Annotated in this window: 17 protein-coding genes; 7 read left to right on the forward strand and 10 right to left on the reverse strand. The window is 47.9% G+C overall.

Going from position 1 to position 17,723, the window contains the following annotated elements; all coding sequences use genetic code 11:
- Nucleotides 1-57 precede the first annotated feature (57 nt).
- Nucleotides 58-1,059, reverse strand: coding sequence for an inorganic phosphate transporter (locus ICL55_RS13635; protein ID WP_188097939.1), 1,002 nt, complete (start codon nucleotides 1,057-1,059; stop codon nucleotides 58-60).
- A 41-nt stretch (nucleotides 1,060-1,100) separates the two neighbouring features.
- The gene (locus ICL55_RS13640) at nucleotides 1,101-1,751 is read right to left on the reverse strand and encodes a DUF47 domain-containing protein (protein ID WP_188097942.1); all 651 of its coding nucleotides are present in this window, start codon (nucleotides 1,749-1,751) and stop codon (nucleotides 1,101-1,103) included.
- A gap of 180 nt (nucleotides 1,752-1,931) precedes the next feature.
- Here ICL55_RS13640 and ICL55_RS13645 point away from each other — a divergent pair, with 180 nt between their 5' ends.
- The 3 genes from ICL55_RS13645 (at nucleotide 1,932) to ICL55_RS13655 (ending at nucleotide 4,033) form a co-directional block, all read left to right on the forward strand.
- Nucleotides 1,932-2,759: a UDP-2,3-diacylglucosamine diphosphatase gene (locus ICL55_RS13645; protein ID WP_188097945.1), complete on the forward strand. Its 828-nt coding sequence runs from the start codon at nucleotides 1,932-1,934 to the stop codon at nucleotides 2,757-2,759.
- A 210-nt stretch (nucleotides 2,760-2,969) separates the two neighbouring features.
- The gene (locus ICL55_RS13650; RefSeq protein ID WP_188097948.1) at nucleotides 2,970-3,344 is read left to right on the forward strand and encodes a hypothetical protein; all 375 of its coding nucleotides are present in this window, start codon (nucleotides 2,970-2,972) and stop codon (nucleotides 3,342-3,344) included.
- Nucleotides 3,345-3,604: 260 nt separating this feature from the next.
- The gene (locus ICL55_RS13655; protein ID WP_188097950.1) at nucleotides 3,605-4,033 is read left to right on the forward strand and encodes a hypothetical protein; all 429 of its coding nucleotides are present in this window, start codon (nucleotides 3,605-3,607) and stop codon (nucleotides 4,031-4,033) included.
- Between the two features lie 120 nt (nucleotides 4,034-4,153).
- On the opposite strand, the gene ICL55_RS13660 is transcribed toward ICL55_RS13655, so the two are convergent.
- The 6 genes from ICL55_RS13660 to ICL55_RS13685 form a co-directional block, all read right to left on the reverse strand.
- Nucleotides 4,154-5,224, reverse strand: coding sequence for a cytochrome-c peroxidase (locus tag ICL55_RS13660; protein WP_246496272.1), 1,071 nt, complete (start codon nucleotides 5,222-5,224; stop codon nucleotides 4,154-4,156).
- 24 nt (nucleotides 5,225-5,248) lie between these two features.
- Nucleotides 5,249-5,530 (reverse strand): YHS domain-containing protein, encoded by a 282-nt coding sequence (locus tag ICL55_RS13665; protein ID WP_188097952.1) that lies wholly within the window; start codon nucleotides 5,528-5,530, stop codon nucleotides 5,249-5,251.
- Nucleotides 5,531-5,547: 17 nt separating this feature from the next.
- The gene (locus tag ICL55_RS13670) at nucleotides 5,548-6,357 is read right to left on the reverse strand and encodes an MbnP family protein (protein WP_188097955.1); all 810 of its coding nucleotides are present in this window, start codon (nucleotides 6,355-6,357) and stop codon (nucleotides 5,548-5,550) included.
- Nucleotides 6,358-6,367: 10 nt separating this feature from the next.
- Nucleotides 6,368-7,276, reverse strand: a complete 909-nt coding sequence (locus ICL55_RS13675; protein WP_188097957.1) for a transporter family protein — start codon at nucleotides 7,274-7,276, stop codon at nucleotides 6,368-6,370.
- 166 nt (nucleotides 7,277-7,442) lie between these two features.
- Nucleotides 7,443-7,814 (reverse strand): hypothetical protein, encoded by a 372-nt coding sequence (locus ICL55_RS13680; protein ID WP_188097959.1) that lies wholly within the window; start codon nucleotides 7,812-7,814, stop codon nucleotides 7,443-7,445.
- Nucleotides 7,815-8,033: 219 nt separating this feature from the next.
- The gene (locus tag ICL55_RS13685; RefSeq protein ID WP_188097961.1) at nucleotides 8,034-10,100 is read right to left on the reverse strand and encodes a M13 family metallopeptidase; all 2,067 of its coding nucleotides are present in this window, start codon (nucleotides 10,098-10,100) and stop codon (nucleotides 8,034-8,036) included.
- Between the two features lie 374 nt (nucleotides 10,101-10,474).
- Here ICL55_RS13685 and ICL55_RS13690 point away from each other — a divergent pair, with 374 nt between their 5' ends.
- The 3 genes from ICL55_RS13690 to ICL55_RS13700 are packed head-to-tail and all read left to right on the forward strand — an operon-like array spanning nucleotide 10,475 to nucleotide 12,430.
- Nucleotides 10,475-10,750 carry a hypothetical protein gene (locus ICL55_RS13690; RefSeq protein WP_188097963.1) on the forward strand — a complete coding sequence of 92 codons (276 nt, stop codon included), beginning with the start codon at nucleotides 10,475-10,477 and terminating at the stop codon, nucleotides 10,748-10,750.
- Between the two features lie 11 nt (nucleotides 10,751-10,761).
- Nucleotides 10,762-11,151: a group III truncated hemoglobin gene (locus ICL55_RS13695; protein ID WP_188097965.1), complete on the forward strand. Its 390-nt coding sequence runs from the start codon at nucleotides 10,762-10,764 to the stop codon at nucleotides 11,149-11,151.
- Nucleotides 11,152-11,173: 22 nt separating this feature from the next.
- Nucleotides 11,174-12,430, forward strand: coding sequence for a replication-associated recombination protein A (locus ICL55_RS13700; protein ID WP_188097967.1), 1,257 nt, complete (start codon nucleotides 11,174-11,176; stop codon nucleotides 12,428-12,430).
- A gap of 99 nt (nucleotides 12,431-12,529) precedes the next feature.
- Here the strand turns inward: ICL55_RS13700 and pbpC are convergent, their stop codons facing one another.
- Nucleotides 12,530-14,926: a penicillin-binding protein 1C gene (pbpC, locus tag ICL55_RS13705; protein WP_188097970.1), complete on the reverse strand. Its 2,397-nt coding sequence runs from the start codon at nucleotides 14,924-14,926 to the stop codon at nucleotides 12,530-12,532.
- Nucleotides 14,927-15,092: 166 nt separating this feature from the next.
- On the opposite strand from pbpC, the gene ICL55_RS13710 reads away from it, so the two are divergent.
- Nucleotides 15,093-16,142: a PDDEXK nuclease domain-containing protein gene (locus ICL55_RS13710; RefSeq protein WP_188097973.1), complete on the forward strand. Its 1,050-nt coding sequence runs from the start codon at nucleotides 15,093-15,095 to the stop codon at nucleotides 16,140-16,142.
- A gap of 61 nt (nucleotides 16,143-16,203) precedes the next feature.
- On the opposite strand, the gene ICL55_RS13715 is transcribed toward ICL55_RS13710, so the two are convergent.
- The gene (locus ICL55_RS13715; protein WP_188097975.1) at nucleotides 16,204-17,703 is read right to left on the reverse strand and encodes a RagB/SusD family nutrient uptake outer membrane protein; all 1,500 of its coding nucleotides are present in this window, start codon (nucleotides 17,701-17,703) and stop codon (nucleotides 16,204-16,206) included.
- Nucleotides 17,704-17,723 lie beyond the last annotated feature (20 nt).

The following is a 17,723-nucleotide window of genomic DNA, read 5'->3' on the forward strand; positions in this document are numbered from 1 at the left end:
AAAAAGCTCCCCGCGGTGGGCGGAGAGCTTTTTTTAATATTATTAAATAACATGATGTTAGATAAAAATGCTGGCGATGAGATAGGTCAATGCTGCCAGCAGGCCACTGATGGGGATGGTGAGTACCCATGCCCAGAGGAGGCTGACGGTGACGCCCCAACGAACGGCAGACAACCTTTTGGTAGCGCCTACGCCCATGATAGCGCCGGTGATCACGTGAGTGGTACTGGCCGGGATACCGAGGTGTTCGGTGAGGAACAGGGTGATGGCACCGGATGTTTCAGCAGCCACGCCTTCGAGCGGGGTTACTTTGGTGATGCGGGTGCCCATGGTTTTAACGATTTTCCAGCCACCGCTCATGGTACCGAGGGCGATACAGGTAAAGCAGGCCAGTGGAATCCAGTCGGGCATCGCCTTGATATTGGGAATATATCCGGCAGCCACCATGGCAGCGGCGATGATACCCATTACTTTCTGGGCATCGTTACTGCCGTGGCCCAGGCTCAATGCTGCTGAAGATGCCAGCTGCAGGCGTTTAAACCAGTTTTCGGCCCGGAAAGGATTCGCCTTGCGGCAGATATTCACAATAATGATGGTAATGACAAAGGCTACCAACATACCAATCAGCGGAGCGAGCACAATGAAGTACACGATCGGCAGCACCTTGTGGTAGTTGATCACGTCGAGGGTGCCGGCGCTGGTAACAGCTGCACCGATGAAGCCACCGATGAGGGTATGGGAAGAGCTGGAAGGAATGCCAAGCCACCAGGTAAACAGGTTCCAGGTGATGGCGGCCACCAGGCCACAGAAGATCACCTTCAGGGTGATGAACTGTTCAAATACAGAGCTGGCTACAGAGTTGGCTACTTTAAATTCGCCGATCACGTATTTGGCAATAAAAAAAGCCGCAAAGTTAAAAACTGCGGCCCAAAGCACTGCCTGAAAAGGCGTCAGTACCTTGGTCGATACGATAGTGGCGATAGAGTTGGCTGCATCATGAAAACCATTGATATAGTCAAATATGAATGCCAGTATTATAATTATTACTAATAAAGTCATGGTAACACGAGGATTATGCGGTCAGAGCGATGTATCCCTTATCAGGAATATTTGATTATAATGGTTTCAATAACGTTGGCGCAGTCTTCGCACTTGTCAGTGGCGATTTCCAGGGCCTGGTATATTTCACGCATTTTAATCAGCTCTGCGGCATTTTGCTCGGTATCAAACAAGTCGGCAATGGCACGGTCGTAGATATCGTCGGCGTGGTTTTCGAGACTATTGATTTTTACGCAGGCATCGGTAATAACGCGCATGTTCTGCATGTTACGCAGTTCAGGGATCGCTTTGTGCAGCTCCAGCACACCCAGGTGGATCAACTCAGCGAGTTTGCGGATGCTTTCGTTTTGGGTATTGACTTTATACAGGTCCATCCTTTTGGCGGAACCGTGAATGTAGTCAGCTACGTCGTCCAGTGTGGCAGCCAGGTAGTGGATATCTTCCCGGTCAAATGGCGTGATGAAGTTTTGTCCCAGCTCTACGAATATGCGGTGGGTATAATCGTCGTTTTTATGCTCCAGTCTCTCGATCAGGTGTACTTTATCTTTACGTACGGCTGGATCATTGGTCGCTACCAGTTCGTTGAGTACCTGGGCCATTTCCACGAGGTTGGAAGCCACGTCTTCAAATAAAGAATAGAATACCCGGTCTTTCGGCATGAATAGTTTAACAAAGGAATTGAAGCCTCCCATACGTTTGAGTTTAAAAATTTGCCGCAAAAATAGCTTTCAGAATCAATTGGAGCCAGAAAAAAACCTGAATTAATAATTCCTTAACACTGGATTAATATAAAAGTAATATAGCGATTTTTCCTTTGTATAAGAAATTATAATCATAAACAGGTGCCTACAACCTGTTACATTTTCACATAGATGTCTGACAAACGCGCATTAGATATAGTCGTTATCTCCGACGTCCACCTCGGGATATACGGCTGCCACGCTAAAGAGCTGGTCCAGTACCTGGACAGCATCGACCCCCGTATCATGGTGCTCAACGGCGATATCATCGATATCTGGCAGTTCAGCAAACGTTACTTCCCTAAAGCCCATACCAAGGTAATCCGCAAAATCCTGAAGATGATCGGCAAAGGCACGGAGGTGTACTACCTGACCGGCAACCATGACGAAGCCCTCCGTAAATACGCCGGGTTTGAGCTGAGCAACTTCTCTATCGACAATAAGCTGATACTCGATGTAGACGGCAAAAGGCACTGGTTCTTCCATGGCGACGTATACGACGTGACCATGAAAAACTCGAAATGGCTGGCTAAACTGGGCGGCAAAGGATATGATCTCCTGATTATTATCAACCGCCTGGTCAATAATATCCTGGAAAGCATGGGCCGCGAAAAGATGTCGTTCTCCAAAAAAGTAAAACAAGGGGTAAAGTCTGCGGTTAAATTCATCTCGGATTTTGAACAGACGGTAGCTGAAATCGCTGTGGATAAAGGTTTTGACGTGGTTTGCTGCGGCCATATCCACCAGCCGCTTATTAAAGAGATGCCGGTAGGCGATAAAACGGTGACCTATCTGAACTCCGGCGACTGGGTGGAGAGCCTTACGGCCCTTGAATACGTTGGCCAGCAATGGACCCTGTACCAGCACCCCGTCACCAAAAGCAAGACCGTCCTCCCTGAAGACGAAGATGATACGACCCCCGACTGGGACCCTAAAACATTTTCGGATTTAGCGATTTAATTATTTAGAGACTTGGTGAAAATATTTAAATGATTAAATATTCAAATATTTTTATATTTGAATGAGATTTTCACATAATCATAACAAGTGCTTAATATTAAATTAAAAGTAGACTTCTAAGTTTGCTTATCACTATTCACAGAAAACCTATTTGGAAGCGCAGTAAATGAAGATTGAACAGCAATGAAAGTACTCAAACTACACCCATTAATGACGATATCCCTTCTACAGATGCAAATTCAACGTTTGTTGTCCTGTAATGTAGCGGTATATGTGCGTCACTCACTGGCGAATGCTTTTGATACCCTGAAAGAAGCAGGCTTGGAAGAAGAATCCCTGGTAGAATATCCTATTGATGAAACACTCAGTCTGCGTGAATTTGAGGAAGACCTCGAAGAACGTTTCAACTTCAGCCTGGAGCTCTGCAATAAAGACAACAAACCATTCACCAACAAAAGCCAGCATCTTTTCCAGATATCTTCTGCCATGCAGGATAAAAGAGAAGAACGTAACTATCAACTGGATATTTCACTGGACATGTTGATGAACAACAACAGACCCACTCCGCCTTCTTATCTGATGTAGTACCCGTCTGCTATACCGGCCTTTCCATATCCCTTGTTGATCTTGACCTATCCTATGATTTTCGTGTACACGTTCCTGTTAGCAATGCCATTTCTATTCCCTGACTATTAACATACTGGTAACGTCAGCTTAATACTGCGTTAATGCCTCACGGATATTTTTGCCACCGATACTAAAACGGGATTAAGACCGTATTGAAACAAAGCCCAATATCGTGAAGGACTTCTATCCTGTATCACATTCTGGGCAACGCTATCATCATGGGTTCACAGAAAGAAGCGATGCGTGTAGACGATAACGTTACCATGGGCTTCTACGACGATGGTACCAGCGGCGTTAAAAACAGCCTGCTGCACAGCTCTTCCGCTAACATATTCTCTACTGCCATTACTAATGCTGCCGTACTGCTGACAGTTGATCAACTGCAGGCACTGGTGACCGGTCGTGACGCTACCAAAATATTCCTGGCTGCTAACGCCGGCGATATCAATCTGAAAGATCCGTTCAACAACAAGACACCTGACCTGACTCCTCAGGCTGGCGCTCCGGCTTTATCCGGTGCTAAGTTTGAAGGTAAACCGGCAGATGCTTTCTTTGACAAAGTGGCTTACCTCGGCGCTATTGATCCGGCTAACGACTGGACCAAAGCCCAATGGGTTGCCTGGGACAGCATCGCCGTTACACAATAGTAATTTTTTTTAGATTTCATAAGCTGTATTTACACCGTCCTGGTTTATACCGGGACGGTTTTTTATCTGAGTACAGATGCTGCCAATAAAAAGAGCCGTGTTACAACACGGCTTTTTTTATTAATCCCCCTGTACAAATCCCGGTGGCGGCGCAAACCGCTCATTGGTAATAAATCCTTTGTCACTCAGGGTTTTCAGAAATGCTATGAGTGCTTTTTTGTCGGGTTCACTGAATGAGAATCCATTTTTAAAGGCCGGGTCCAGTGTAGCGGTAGGATAGAATCCGCCGTCATAATGATTCATGACGCTTTCCAGGCTGCCAAAGCGACCATCGTGCATGTAGGGCGCAGAGAGTGCCACATTGCGCAGCGACGGTACTTTAAATTTGTACATATCTTCATCGAGCAGTGTTATTTTATAACGTCCGGAGTCGGTGCCGAATGGCCGTGGCGCCACGCCGTTGTTACGGAAGCTGTTGTCGGTGAACAGTGGTGGCTTATGACAGGTAGCGCAACGTTGCTCAAACAGTGCCAGTCCTTTTTTCTCTTCTTCGCTGAAAGTTTCCTTTCCTGCTATATAGCGGTCGTATCTGGAGTCTGCACTGACCAGCATCACCATAAACTGGGATAATGCTTTCAGCATGCGGGTGCTGTTGATGCCCGGTGATCCGAAGGCTTTTTCAAACAGCTGCTGATAGCGTGTATTGCGTTGCAGTTTGCCGATCACATTGTTGAGTTTGTCGTCCATTTCCACCGGATTTTCGATGGGGGCAATGGGCTGCAGATCGAGATCATGTACCCCACCATCCCAGAAGAAAGAGGTAGACCAGGCCATGTTCTGGATGGGCGGCGAGTTGCGGGTGCCCAGCCGGTCGTCTATACCATGGCTCACGTCGTGGCCATGGTGTGTAAACGCGTTGGCCTGTATATGGCAGCTGGCGCAGCTGATGGTGCCATCGCGGCTAAGCAGGCCGTCATAGAAGAGCACTTTGCCGAGCGCAAATCCATCCGTGGTGACCGGATTGTCGGCCAGGCGATAAACAGGCTCCGGAAATCCGGCAGGCTTCACAAAGGCGATGTTCTTAGCTGGTTCCGGCGTGGGTTCCGTATTTTTTTTACTACAGGCGGTGATGATGAAGGTGGTGAGTAGTGGCAATAACATGCCGCTGCCCCACCAATAACGATGACGCATAAACGAGTAATTAATCAGGAATGCTTACTTTTTCAGTTTGGCCATGTATTTATCCGGCTTTTTGAGGAAGACTTCCTTGCAGGTGATAGAACAAAAATGAATCGTGTCGTTTTGGTAAACGGTCCACTCCTTGTAGCTGGTGTCATAAGGCATCTGGCATACAGGGTCGGGCCATTTATCGCTGACTACGGTTTCCGTTGTAGCAGGTACTTCGGGCATGGGTGCATCTTTTGTTTCAGCAGGTTTGCTGTTTTGATTGCAGGCGAGAGCCAGGAGAACGCTACAGGTTAAGATCAACTGTTTCATGATAGATTTAATTAATATTACTCGTTATGCACGTGGTCAATGTTAAACATTTGTGTGTAATTATCCGCGATTTTCTCTGAAAATGGCGTCACCATTACATTTGGATTAGCGGCAATGCTCACGTTGGTAGTGCCATTGAGCATTTTGAGCGCGTCGGCAAAGAAATGGATTTGCGCTTTTCTGTCGCGGCGAACAATGGCTTTTCCATTATTGGGAATAGTGAGCGTTATCTCACGGGTATTGTTGAGTGTACGCGGACCGTTATTGAAGCCGCCGCCGTATAACCCGATATGGTAGCGGAAAAGTTTCTGTGCATCGGTGGATGCTGGTGAGCTTCCTTCCAGCTTGGCGAAGATGTAGCCGCTGTTCCATGACCAGTACATGTCTGCCGCGCCTTCTGCCGGATCAAGTACGCCCGGGCGTTTACTGATGTCCATGGTATTACGGGCGCTGTCTATCCCGATCATAAATTTCACCTGTGTATAATCGCCGGCAGGTACATTGTACAGGGTATGAAACGCGGAGGTTTTATTGTCTTCACTGATCAGGAAATAACTGCTGTCCTGGGGTAGTGTATATACTTGTCCGGAGGCGGTGATCAGCCGGAAATTACTGACATAGTAGGCAAATTTGCTGATGGTCAGTTGTTCACCCGCAGCATTGCGGTACGGCTGATTGTTTAATATCAGATCGTCTGTTCCTGCACGGTTATCGAATTCAAGCACAACCACCCCTTTTTCATTCGGGTCTGTGGCGGGCGTTGTTTTGTCTTTGGAGCAGGATGCCAGAATTGTGAGTATACAGAGGAGTAGAATATTTTGTTTCATCAGAATTGTTTTAAAAGAAGAAATTAACGGTGGCGGATAAACGGGCATATGTTTTATTGTAGCCGGCAGACAGGTGCTGATAAACCGGCAGCTGTGCCTGAACGCCCGCGGAGAAGCGTTTGAAGTAAACATCGGCGCCTACGCTGGTGTGCAGCATGTCTCCGCCGGTGTATTCCTTGGCTTTGTGCAGCTCATAGTCTCCGGAAGCGTGTTCATACATCAGGCCTGCATAAGGCTGCAGGGCCACGGTTTTGCTGACAGGTTGATACAGGAATCCACGCAGCGAGGTGTTAAAGCGGTTGCCGAAGCGGTATTCCTGTTTATTGGTGGTATTGATACGGTAGCTGGCATCGGTGTTGATGCCCCATTTGCCGCGTCTGATGGTATATACCGCGTTCAACACAAAATCGGTGCTGCGGCTGCCGGGCTGGAAGTTCTGATAGATATTCCCGCCTTCGTCCGGGATGCCGGTTTTACCGGTGGGCAATTTAATGCCGCCACCAGCCTGGAATACATGGTGCCATTGTTTGCCAAGGTCCCAGTTATTGTCAATAAGTGTATAGTTAGCCATCAGGGTGATGTCACCGAGGCCGGAAACTGTGGTGATGCTTTTACCTTCTTCTCTCCTGAAGTACTGGAACGGCACGAAAGCGAAGAACTGTAACCGCTTGGTCGCATACCATCTCCCCCATAGTTCAGTGGTGTGGTAAAACTCCCGTGATTCGTGGTTAGCCGTGTTACCCAGTTCCATGGGATGGGTAGATTTAAACTGCCGGTATCCGTACCGGAGACCGATAAAGTTCTTATGATATTGTGGCAAAATGCCCAGCTGGTAGCCGCTTGCGGAGCATCCGCAGATATCGCAGGCCATGCCGGATATGGGCATGAGAATAGCCATGATGAAAAACAGCTTTTTCATTGCAAGGGTTTAATCGACAAACTAATAACGGTATCGGCTATACGTAAATAATAGCGATAACAATGACAGGCACACCGTAGTGTGTCAGGCAGCCATACATAATAGAAATAGCAGGGAAACTGACAGCATGGGCTATCGGTTTACTGAAAATAATAACACAGACGGATTAGCAGAGCGGCGGGTGAAATACGCTGGTGATAGGACTATAGGTGGGTTTCATAAGATAGAATGAGATCTGTTCGGTGTTAATATCGGAGCAGGGAGCTTCGCTGGTGAAAACAAGTTGTTCACAGAACAGGGTGACTTCTTTGTTTTCCTTTTGTGCGTATGGATTTTTTTGTTCCTGTTGTTCTTCCCGCTGTAATTGTTTCCGCAACTGGCATTTACCATTACAGTGCATGGCCGGGTTGTTCCTGTTTTCGCAAAGGTTGGCAGCAATGTAAGCCTGGTTTATCTTATAACTGATAAAGACCACCGCCGTGCCAAAGTTTTGCAGCAGGATGATGAAACATAATAATATGCAGAAGAGTTTTTTCACGCGTTGCAAAAATAGAAATTATTTGTTTATTGGGTTATTTTATTATTGGGTTATTGATATTTACGGATTTTTTGATTTACGATTTTTTTGATTTCCTGGTTGGTTGTGTTAATATAAAACGCCCGCTGTAGGCAAACAGCGGGCGTTTCATTCATTATAGTAATCTTCGCTTTTATCTACCTGTATCAGGTGAATCAGCAAGAATCATGATCATCAAAGTTACCAGATAACTACTCTTTCGGCTTCTGGCAGTACCATTTTGTTGCCGGTCTGGCATCCCCATGCGTCCTGGAATTCTTTCAGGTGCGGTAAGGGGCCGTTGATACGTGCTCTGGCCGGAGAGTGAGGGTCTGTCTGTATTTGCTGGCGGAGGGCAGCGTCAGTGATGTTGCCGTGCCATACCTGCGCCCATCCGAGGAAGAAGCGTTGTTTCCAGGTGAAGCCGTCAATTGGTTTGGGCTCCTCTTTACCTTCGAAAGATTTTTTCAGCGCGTAGTAAGCGAGCGTGAGGCCACCGAGGTCGGCCACGTTTTCACCGATAGTGAGCGCACCGTTGATTTTGAGGCCTGGTGCCACTTCCATACCGCTGAAGTAGTTGATATAACGTTTGGTCAGCTTGTCGAAGTTTTCCCGGTCAGATTTAGTCCACCAGTTTTTCAGGTTGCCGTCTGCGTCGAACTGAGAGCCCTGGTCATCGAAGCCGTGAGTGAACTCGTGGCCGATCACGGCGATGATACCACCGTAGTTGATAGCATCGTCAGCATTGGGGTTGTAGAATGGAGGCTGGAGGATACCGGCAGGGAATACTACTTCGTTGTTCAGCGGGTTGTAGTATGCGTTAACGGTTTGAGGTGTCATGCCCCATTCGCTTTTATCCACGGGTTTACCGATTTTATCGATATTCTCTTTGTGTTCGTAGAGTATAGCGGAGATAGCGTTTTCGAGCAGGGTGCCTTTATCGATCTGGATAGAGGAATAGTCTTTCCATTTATCGGGGTAGCCGATTTTATACGTAAAGGAGGCTAGTTTTTTACGGGCCATTTGTTTGGTGGAGTCGCTCATCCAGGTGAGCTTGTCGATGCGTTCACCATATACGGAGCGAACGTTTTCGATCATTTTGGATACTTTCTCCTTGCTGCTTTCAGGGAAATATTTTTTAGCGAACAGTTTGCCCAGTGGCATGCCCAGTTTGGTGTCGGTAGAACGGATGGCTCTTTCGGCGCGGGTTTTCTGCGCTTTTTTGCCGGTCATTACCGTACCGAAGAAGTGGAAGTTCTCGTCATCAAAAGTTTTAGGCAGATAGCTGGCGAAGCTGGTGAGCAGCTGCCATTTGGTATACAATTTCAGTACATCGATGGGAGTTGCTTTCAGCAGTTTGTTGGCATTGGTGAGGTAGCCTTTATTCTGGAGAATGATAGTGTCTGTTTTGATGTCCTGTTTCTGGCTGAAGGCTTCCCAGTCGAAGTCCGGGGCCAGTGTTCTCAATTCAGCGAAGGCGGACCTGTTGTATGTTTTAACCGGATCGCGGAGCTCTACGTTGGTCAGCTGTATTTTAGCCAGCTGGCTTTCGAGGCCGAGGATGGTGATGCCTGGCTTCTGTTCAGGGAAACCGGCGAGGGTAAACATTTTGTCTACGTGTTTTACGAATTCATCGCGTACGTTTTTGGTAGAAGAATCCTGTTGAACATAGTAGCTTTTTTCACCCAGGCTCAGCCCACTTTGTCCCTGATAGAGGACGTTCATTTTGCTGTTTTTGGCGTCCGCCTCAGCACCGAAGCCGGTAAAGGTGGATACGCCTATTTTCTGGAGTTCGCCGGTTACCGCAGCCCAGTCAGCCAGATTTTTGATAGCGTCAATTTTATCCAGGTAAGGTTTCAGGGGGGCGATACCTCTTTTTTCGATGGTGGCTGTATCCAGGAAGGAGGCGTAGTAATCAGCGATCTGTTGCTCTTCTGTGCCTTTCTTCAGGTCAGTTTTGCTGGTGAGTTCAGCGATGATGCTTTTGAGGCGGACTTCCTTGTTTTGTTTGTCAAGGATACCGAAGGCGCCCCAGCGACTTTCAGTAGAAGGAATGGGATTGTTCTTTTTCCAGTTCCCATTGGCGTAATTGTCAAAATCGTCGCAGGATTTGTAGGCAGTGTCGATGTCGGCGAGGTTGAATGCCGGGACCTTGGCGGAGTCGGTGGCTGCCTCCTGGTGTTGCTGCGTGGAACTATTGGAGTTACAAGCCGCAAATGTAACCATGGCGGCCAGCAACGGTAGCTTTACCGCATTGTTTTTCTTCATATGTAAAACAGGTTTAGTCTTTAAAGTTATGGAAAAGCGGGCACCAAAAATCAGGGCTTTTGTATGAGCGGCAAGGATTGTGAAAAATGTTGCTGGATAAGAAGCCTTATTTTCTCACTAAATTAGGCAGGAATTAGGTAGGTTTGTGTCGTAAAATATGCTTTTTGATGAGTTTGATGTTTAAATTATACAGAATTTTTACTGCCCTTGCCTTGATGATAACAGGTTTTTTTACGTTTGCAGGCGTACTTTCCATCTTTTCTGTAGGGTTTAATCCATTGTTGATTCTGTCTGTGATGGCCTGGGGCGCGTGTTTTATACATAGCGTTTTATCAATATATCTTCAGCGCAGTCTACTGTTACCAGAGATCGGGTTGAAGGAGAACACGCCCGGCGGTATCCGGATCATGGGTGTGATCACGGTGCTTTGGGGTGGCCTGTTGTTTGTACTGGGTGCTGGTATGCTGGCGTTGCCACCGGAGGTGAAAAAAGAGGTGGTACAGCAATTGGGAGGTGATAACCCGGCCCTGATAACACCGATAGGCATCGTATTCATGCTCCTGGGTTTCATTCTGACATTTAATGCCAACCTGTCTTTTCGTTTTCTGCGTGAATGGACACGAAGGAGCGAAGAACAGGAGGGAGAATAGACGATCTTTTTATGGAAAAGCAGCAGATAGCCAGCAGAGCGGACATACAGTTGTTGGTGGACAGCTTTTATGAGAAAGTGAAATCAGATGCTGTTATTGGCTATATCTTCCGGGACATAGCCCGGGTAGACTGGGATAAACATCTGCCCATCATGTATGATTTCTGGGAGCAGTTGTTATTAGACAGTAATCGTTATGGCCGTAATACCATGGCGCCGCATTTTGCGCTGAACCAGAAAATACCGCTTCAGCCTGCTCATTTTGATCGCTGGATTTTATTGTTTGAAACCACGGTAAACGAACTTTTTACCGGCGAGAAAGCGGAACTGGCCATCACCCGGGCCCGCTCCATCAAAGATATCATGCAGTTCAAGATGCAACAGATCAATCAACCCAAATAATCATCCTGTAGAATAAAAGTGTATGCAACCATTAGCAGAACGGTTAAGACCTGTGACGTTAGACGAACTGGTGGGGCAGGAACATCTTACCGGAAAAGACAGTATCCTCAGAAAAGCCATTGAGCAGGGGAAGATACCTTCCATGATTCTGTGGGGGCCTCCCGGTGTAGGGAAGACTACCATCGCCAACATTATAGCACATACCCTTCAGGTCCCTTTTTATACCCTGAGCGCTATTTCCGCGGGTGTAAAAGAAGTGCGGGAGGTGATTGAAATGGCCCGTCGCCAGCGACATGCCGTGCTTTTCATTGATGAGATCCACCGGTTCAATAAATCGCAGCAGGACGCGCTCCTGGGGGCCGTAGAGAAAGGCATCGTCACCCTGATAGGCGCCACTACCGAAAATCCTTCTTTTGAGGTGAATGCGGCCGTTTTATCGCGCAGTCAGGTATATGTGCTGCGGCCATTGGGCAACGAGCAGCTGATGCAGTTGCTTCAACAGGCGATGGAACGCGACGAATGGCTAAAAAGCAAAACCATCGAACTAAAAGAGACGGAAGCGCTGTTTAACATCTCCGGCGGGGATGCCCGCAAACTGCTCAATTTGTTTGAACTGGTAGTAGGCACGCTGCAGGAAGATCCTATCGTGATCACTGATCAGAAAGTGATGGACATCGCCCAGCAACGGGTAGCTATCTACGATAAAACAGGAGAACAGCACTACGATATTATCTCTGCCTTTATCAAAAGTATCCGGGGGAGTGATCCTAATGCCGCCGTGTATTACCTGGCCCGTATGATAGAAGGTGGTGAAGACGTGAAATTTATTGCCCGCAGACTGGTGATACTGGCCTCTGAAGACATTGGCAATGCTAATCCGAATGCACTGTTGCTGGCCACCAGCTGTTTCCAGGCAGTGAACCTGATCGGTTATCCGGAATCCCGCATCATCCTGTCGCAATGCGTGACTTACCTTGCCTCGTCAGCGAAGAGCAACGCGTCCTATATGGCGATCAACGCCGCACAGTCGCTGGTAGCCAAGACAGGCGACCTGCCGGTGCCTATGCATATCCGTAACGCCCCTACGAAAATGATGAAGGAAATGGGTTACAGCAAAGGATATGCTTATGCGCACGACTATGACAGCAACTTCGTGGACCAGGAATTTCTGCCTGATGCCATTAAAGGCACCAAGCTATACGACCCGGGAAAGAATGCAAGGGAAGATGAACTGCGGCGACATCTGAAGCAGTTATGGAAAGACAAATACAACTATTAATTACGAATTACGAATTATGAATTACGAATGGAGGGCTTCCTTTTAGAAAGGTTACTAAATAACCGCTCTACGAAGAAGCCCTCCATTCGTAATTCGTAGCTAGTCTTTTTCTTTCGCCAGTATTTCAAAAGTTTGTTCAATCCGTTCTCCGTTTTCATCCACGAGGGTGATCGTATGTTTCCCTGCCGGCGGATGCAATGCCATCTGATGAAATTCCACTGTTTCCCCGATGAAGTGGTTGTCGAGATGCCAGTATATTTTCGCGGCGCTATTACGGTGGGTGGCGGTAAAGATCGTCTGGCCCGCTTGTCCGTTCAGTTCTGTAGGCACAAATATGCGGGCATTGGGCCGTGGATATATCAGTTCAATCGGCGCTTTGTCCTGCCCCAGCGAGGCGATGCAGTCCGGTTTATAAGGTGGTAGCGGCGCATAATAGTTTTTACTGCGGTAATAGAATTCCTGCGACGGCGGCAGGATAAACCATGATTTGTGCTGCATGAACTGTGGTGATTCACAGCTTTCGGTGACCCGCCATTGACCGGTACGATCGAGATGTATCAGTTGATGATAAGGACATACGCCTGAGCGTATGCCCGCTGCCGGTACATAGACCGAATCTTTTTCATCGCATAGGTCAGTAGCACGGAAGCCGCTTTTGCGGCATACTTCTACTTTCCGGAGTTGGGCTGTGGGGGTGGTGAACCAGCTACCGGTGCGCAACAGTCTGAACACATCGAACATAACGGGTGCGGCCGTCGATACCCCGATGAGGCCGGGGCGGCCTTCTCCGTCCGCATTGCCGACCCATACGCCCACAACGTATTTAGGGGTGACACCGATAGCCCATCCATCGCGGAAGCCGAAGCTGGTGCCTGTTTTCCAGGCAATACGCTGTGAGGAAGAGAACTGCTGCCATAACAATTCTTCGCCCGGGCGCATCACTTCTGTCATCGCTTCGAAGGTGTACCAGATGGAGCCCGCGTCCAGGATGCCTTCCTTGCTCAGGCCATATTGCGAAGGACGCTGTATGTCGGCCTGATAGTTAGGGGCATGAATATCATCCATATCATATTTGCCGTGATATTGATCGAGGTGGATGAGGGTGCGGGCCATACTGGCGTACATACCGCACATTTCCCAGAGGGTGGTTTCCCCGCCGCCGAGGATCAGCGACAGGCCGTAGTGGTCGGCTGGTTTGTTGAGCGTGGTGATGCCCATTTTCTGCAGCAGTGTATGGAGGCGTTCATAGCGGTACATCTGCAGCATGCGTACTGCGGGGATGTTGAGTGATCGGGCCAGTGCGCGGGAGGCCGGTACCGCGCCATCGTAGCCGAGGTCGAAGTTCTGCGGAGAGTAGCCCGCTATTTGTGTGGGGATGTCTGGTATCAGCGTATTGGGCAGTATCAGTCCATCGTTGAGCATGGCCGCGTATAGTACTGGTTTGAGCGTGCTGCCGGGGCTTCTTCTGGCCTGTATGATGTCCACATGGCTCTCCAGTTCAGGATCAGCGGGATTGTAGATGTTGCCGACATACGCAAGGGTATTGCCTGTTTCCACGTCAAGCACCAGCACAGCCGCATTGTTGATACCATTGGCTTTGTAGGCATTATGATACCTCTCCGCGATGGCCGTTACATTCTTCTGCAGTGCGGCCTCCACGGTGCTTTTAATGCGGGTGGGGCCATTAGATTTTTGCTGCTGGTAGTCGAGGCGGAAGCGGTCCAGCAGGTGGGGCGCATCCTGCGGCAGTGGCAGCGGCTGTTCCGGGAGCGGCTCCAGCTTTGCCAGTTGGCAGGTGATGCTATCAATAGTGTTGTTGCGATACAGTTTGTTCAGCAGTTGATTTCGTTTATTCAGCAACGTATTACGGTTGCGGCCGGGATGCACCAGTGCCGGACTGTTGGGCAGTACGGCCAGTGCCGCCATTTCTCCCCACGACAGCTGGTCGGCCTTACGGCCGTAGTAGCGCCAGGAAGCGGCTTCCAGCCCTACCACGTTACCACCAAAAGGGGCGTTGGCAGCGTATAGTGCAATGATTTCCTTTTTAGAGGCGGAGAACTCGAGGCGGGTAGCCAATACCGCTTCCACCATTTTCTGCCATATGGTACGGGGCTGGTTGCGGGAGATGCGGATCACCTGCATGGTGATGGTACTGCCGCCGCTGACGACTTTTTTGCCACGCAGGTTTTGCCGGATGGCGCGACTGATGGCCAGCGGGTCTAACCCCCAATGGTAATAAAAGCGTTTGTCTTCATAGGCCACGATACATTTCACAAACTTCTCCGGTACATGTGGATTGTAAGGAAAGCGCCATTGTCCGTCGGGCGCTATGCTGGCGTTTAACAGGTCTCCGTTTACATCTTCCAGTACGAAAGAGGTAGGGCTGGTAAACAGTTGGCGGGGCAAACAAAAGTAATAGGCAATCAGGAGTATGCCGGCTGCTGTCAGCCACCATTTTCTTTTTTTACACCATTGCCTGAAGCGTTGAAATTTCATTCGTAGTAATAGTATTGCCGATTGGGTTAATGTTTTGAGGTATTAAATTCATTCATTTTGATCTGTTCATTATCATCAGCAAAATGAACAGGGTATTGTGTTTTCTGACACTTAAATTTGAAACTTCTTTTTTAAAACCATATCCAATTAACCCAAAAAACTTTTTATGACGGAGCAATTTACGGAAATAGTAACGCTTATAAAGCGTTCGCAGTATAACGCCCAAAAAAATGTAAACATTGAAATGATTCATCTCTACTGGCAGGTGGGAGAATATATTCATCAAAAGATAGCGAATGCCAGTTGGGGAGAAGGAATGGTTAAAGAGTTAGCCAGCTACATTGCAAAGAAGCATCCTGAATTGAAAGGATTTAACCGGGTAGGGCTTTATCGAATGTTACAGTTTTATGGGTTTTATGTATCGTATGTTGATAATGCATCTATAAAAACGGATGATAATCAACAAAAAATTGTCTCATCACTGATGAGACAATTTACGGATATTCGTAATACGATACTGGTGCAGGTCACATGGACCCATCATTTAACGCTTATGACCAAAACCAAATCCCGGGAGGAGTGTGAGTTTTATCTTCGTTTGTGTGCGCAGGAAAACTACTCTGTACGGGAACTGGAGCGCCAAATCAAAAGCAGTTTATATGAAAGAGTAAGGCTGGGGCAGCAACAATCACCCGTATCAGGCAACAAGATCAATACCGATGAAAGTCTCCTCTTTAGAGACAAGTATGTATTCGAGTTTTTAAATCTCCCGGAAAATCATAGTGAAAAAGACTTGCAGCAGGCGCTTATCCGCAAGATCAAAGATTTTATCCTTGAATTAGGAGATGGATTTACTTTCGTCGCTGAAGAATATCGGGTGACGGTAGGTGGTACTGATTTTTACATCGATCTCTTATTTTTCCATCGTGACCTGCAATGTCTGGTAGCTTTTGAATTAAAGACAACGGCCTTTTTACCGGAGTACCTTGGTAAACTCAATTTTTATCTCGAAGCGTTGGACAGGAAAGTAAAACGGGAGCATGAAAAGCCCAGCGTGGGTATATTGTTGTGTAAGGAACAAAATGAGGAAATAGTGGAATATGCCATGAACAGAAGTTTGTCACCTGCGGTCATTGCCGAATACCAAACCTTCCTGCCGGATAAAAAATTGTTACGGCAAAAGCTACATGAGCTGTTTGAAAACGAAATGGAGTAACCTAAAAAAAGAAAACCGCCAGCTGAGATAGCTGGCGGCGTTTATACGATAGTAAAACGGATTAGTTAGCGTAACCCGGATTTTGATCGATGAGTTTGTTGGATTCTCTTTCTGCCTGTGGAATAGGCCATTGGAAGCGGTAGTTATCAGCTTTGATTTCGCCTACAGCATTTTCTGCTGCCTGATAGTCACCTTCTCTGTTTCTGGTGAAGCCGAGGCCCCAACGTTTCAGATCGAAGAAGCGGTGGCCTTCGTATGCCAGTTCTTTTCTTCTTTCTTCGCGGATTTGGTTCAGCAGGGTCACATCGTCGTATGCATCTACGATGGTTCCGTCATAACCAGGGATACGGGCAGCGCGCAGTGCTTTGAGCAGCGTTTTGGAAACGGACTTGTCGATGTAATAAGCAGCTTCCATTTTGTTCAGGGCTACTTCTGCATAGCGCAGGAGTTTAGGCGCATTGGATTTTTCCTGCCAGGAGGCGTAAGCCGGGTTGCCTGGGTATTTGTTGATCACGTACAGTGAATCTTTTTTGTAGTTACGCACGCTGTCTTTCCGGAAGTAGATGGTTCTGCGGAGGTCGGCAGCGCTGAAGCTTTCAGCGAATGCTTTAGGCGCGATGAAGTCCGGATTAGGTTTGTTACGGGCCACGTCGTCATTGATCAGCCATTGACCGATAGAGAAGTTTTTGGCTTCGTTTACTTCAGTAATAGCAGGTTTGAAGATGATTTCTTTGGCGCTGGCGTCATCTCTCCAAACTTTCAGGAGGTTGGCCCCGGTAGTTTCATAGCCAAAGGTAGCCACGTTCATGATTTTATCAGCTGCAGCGATAGCCAGGTCCCATTTCTGGAAATAGAGGTATACTCTGGATTGCAGGGCAGCGATGAAATATTTGTTCACTCTTGTCTGTGAGCTGGCGTTGTCATCACCGATGGCAGCAGAAGCGTCGTTCAGGTCCTGTACGATCTGGTCGTAGGTTTCCTTTACGGTTTTACGTTTGTGCATGATCTCTGTGGTAGGCGCTGTTACGAAAGGCAGGCCCAGCTGATCGTTCAGGTCATATTTGCAATAGACACGCAGCAGGTCGAACATAAACATGGCACGTAATGCCTGGATATGCGCTTTGAAGGTTTTCTTCTTGGTGGCTACGGCTTCAGCGTTTTCACCGGAAAGTACGGGAACTTTATCGATGTTGGCCAGAAACACGTTGGCACGGTGAAGAGCCGGATAAGCTACGGCCCAGTAGTTCAACGTTTCGTAAGTACCGGAGTGGATGGCCCAGCGATGGATCTCATTGTACACGTTGTTGGCCCAGGCGCTCAGGATCATGTTATCGGCAGCCAGATCAGGGATCACTACATAGTTACGGCCGTAGTAGTCTGACTTGTAAAAGGTGCTGTATACACCGTTGAGCGCAATTTCAGCACCATTGATGCTGGTATAGATCTCATCGGTAGACACGCTGGTAGTAGGCAGCTGGTCCAGCTTTTTGCTGCAGGCAGACATCAGCATGGAAGCTCCCAGTGCAGCGGCCAAAAATATTTTTTTATTGATAGCTATCATATTTTCTGTTTTAGGAGGTT

Origin of the sequence: Chitinophaga varians (assembly GCF_014529945.1) — a bacterium.
GTDB lineage: Bacteria > Bacteroidota > Bacteroidia > Chitinophagales > Chitinophagaceae > Chitinophaga > Chitinophaga varians.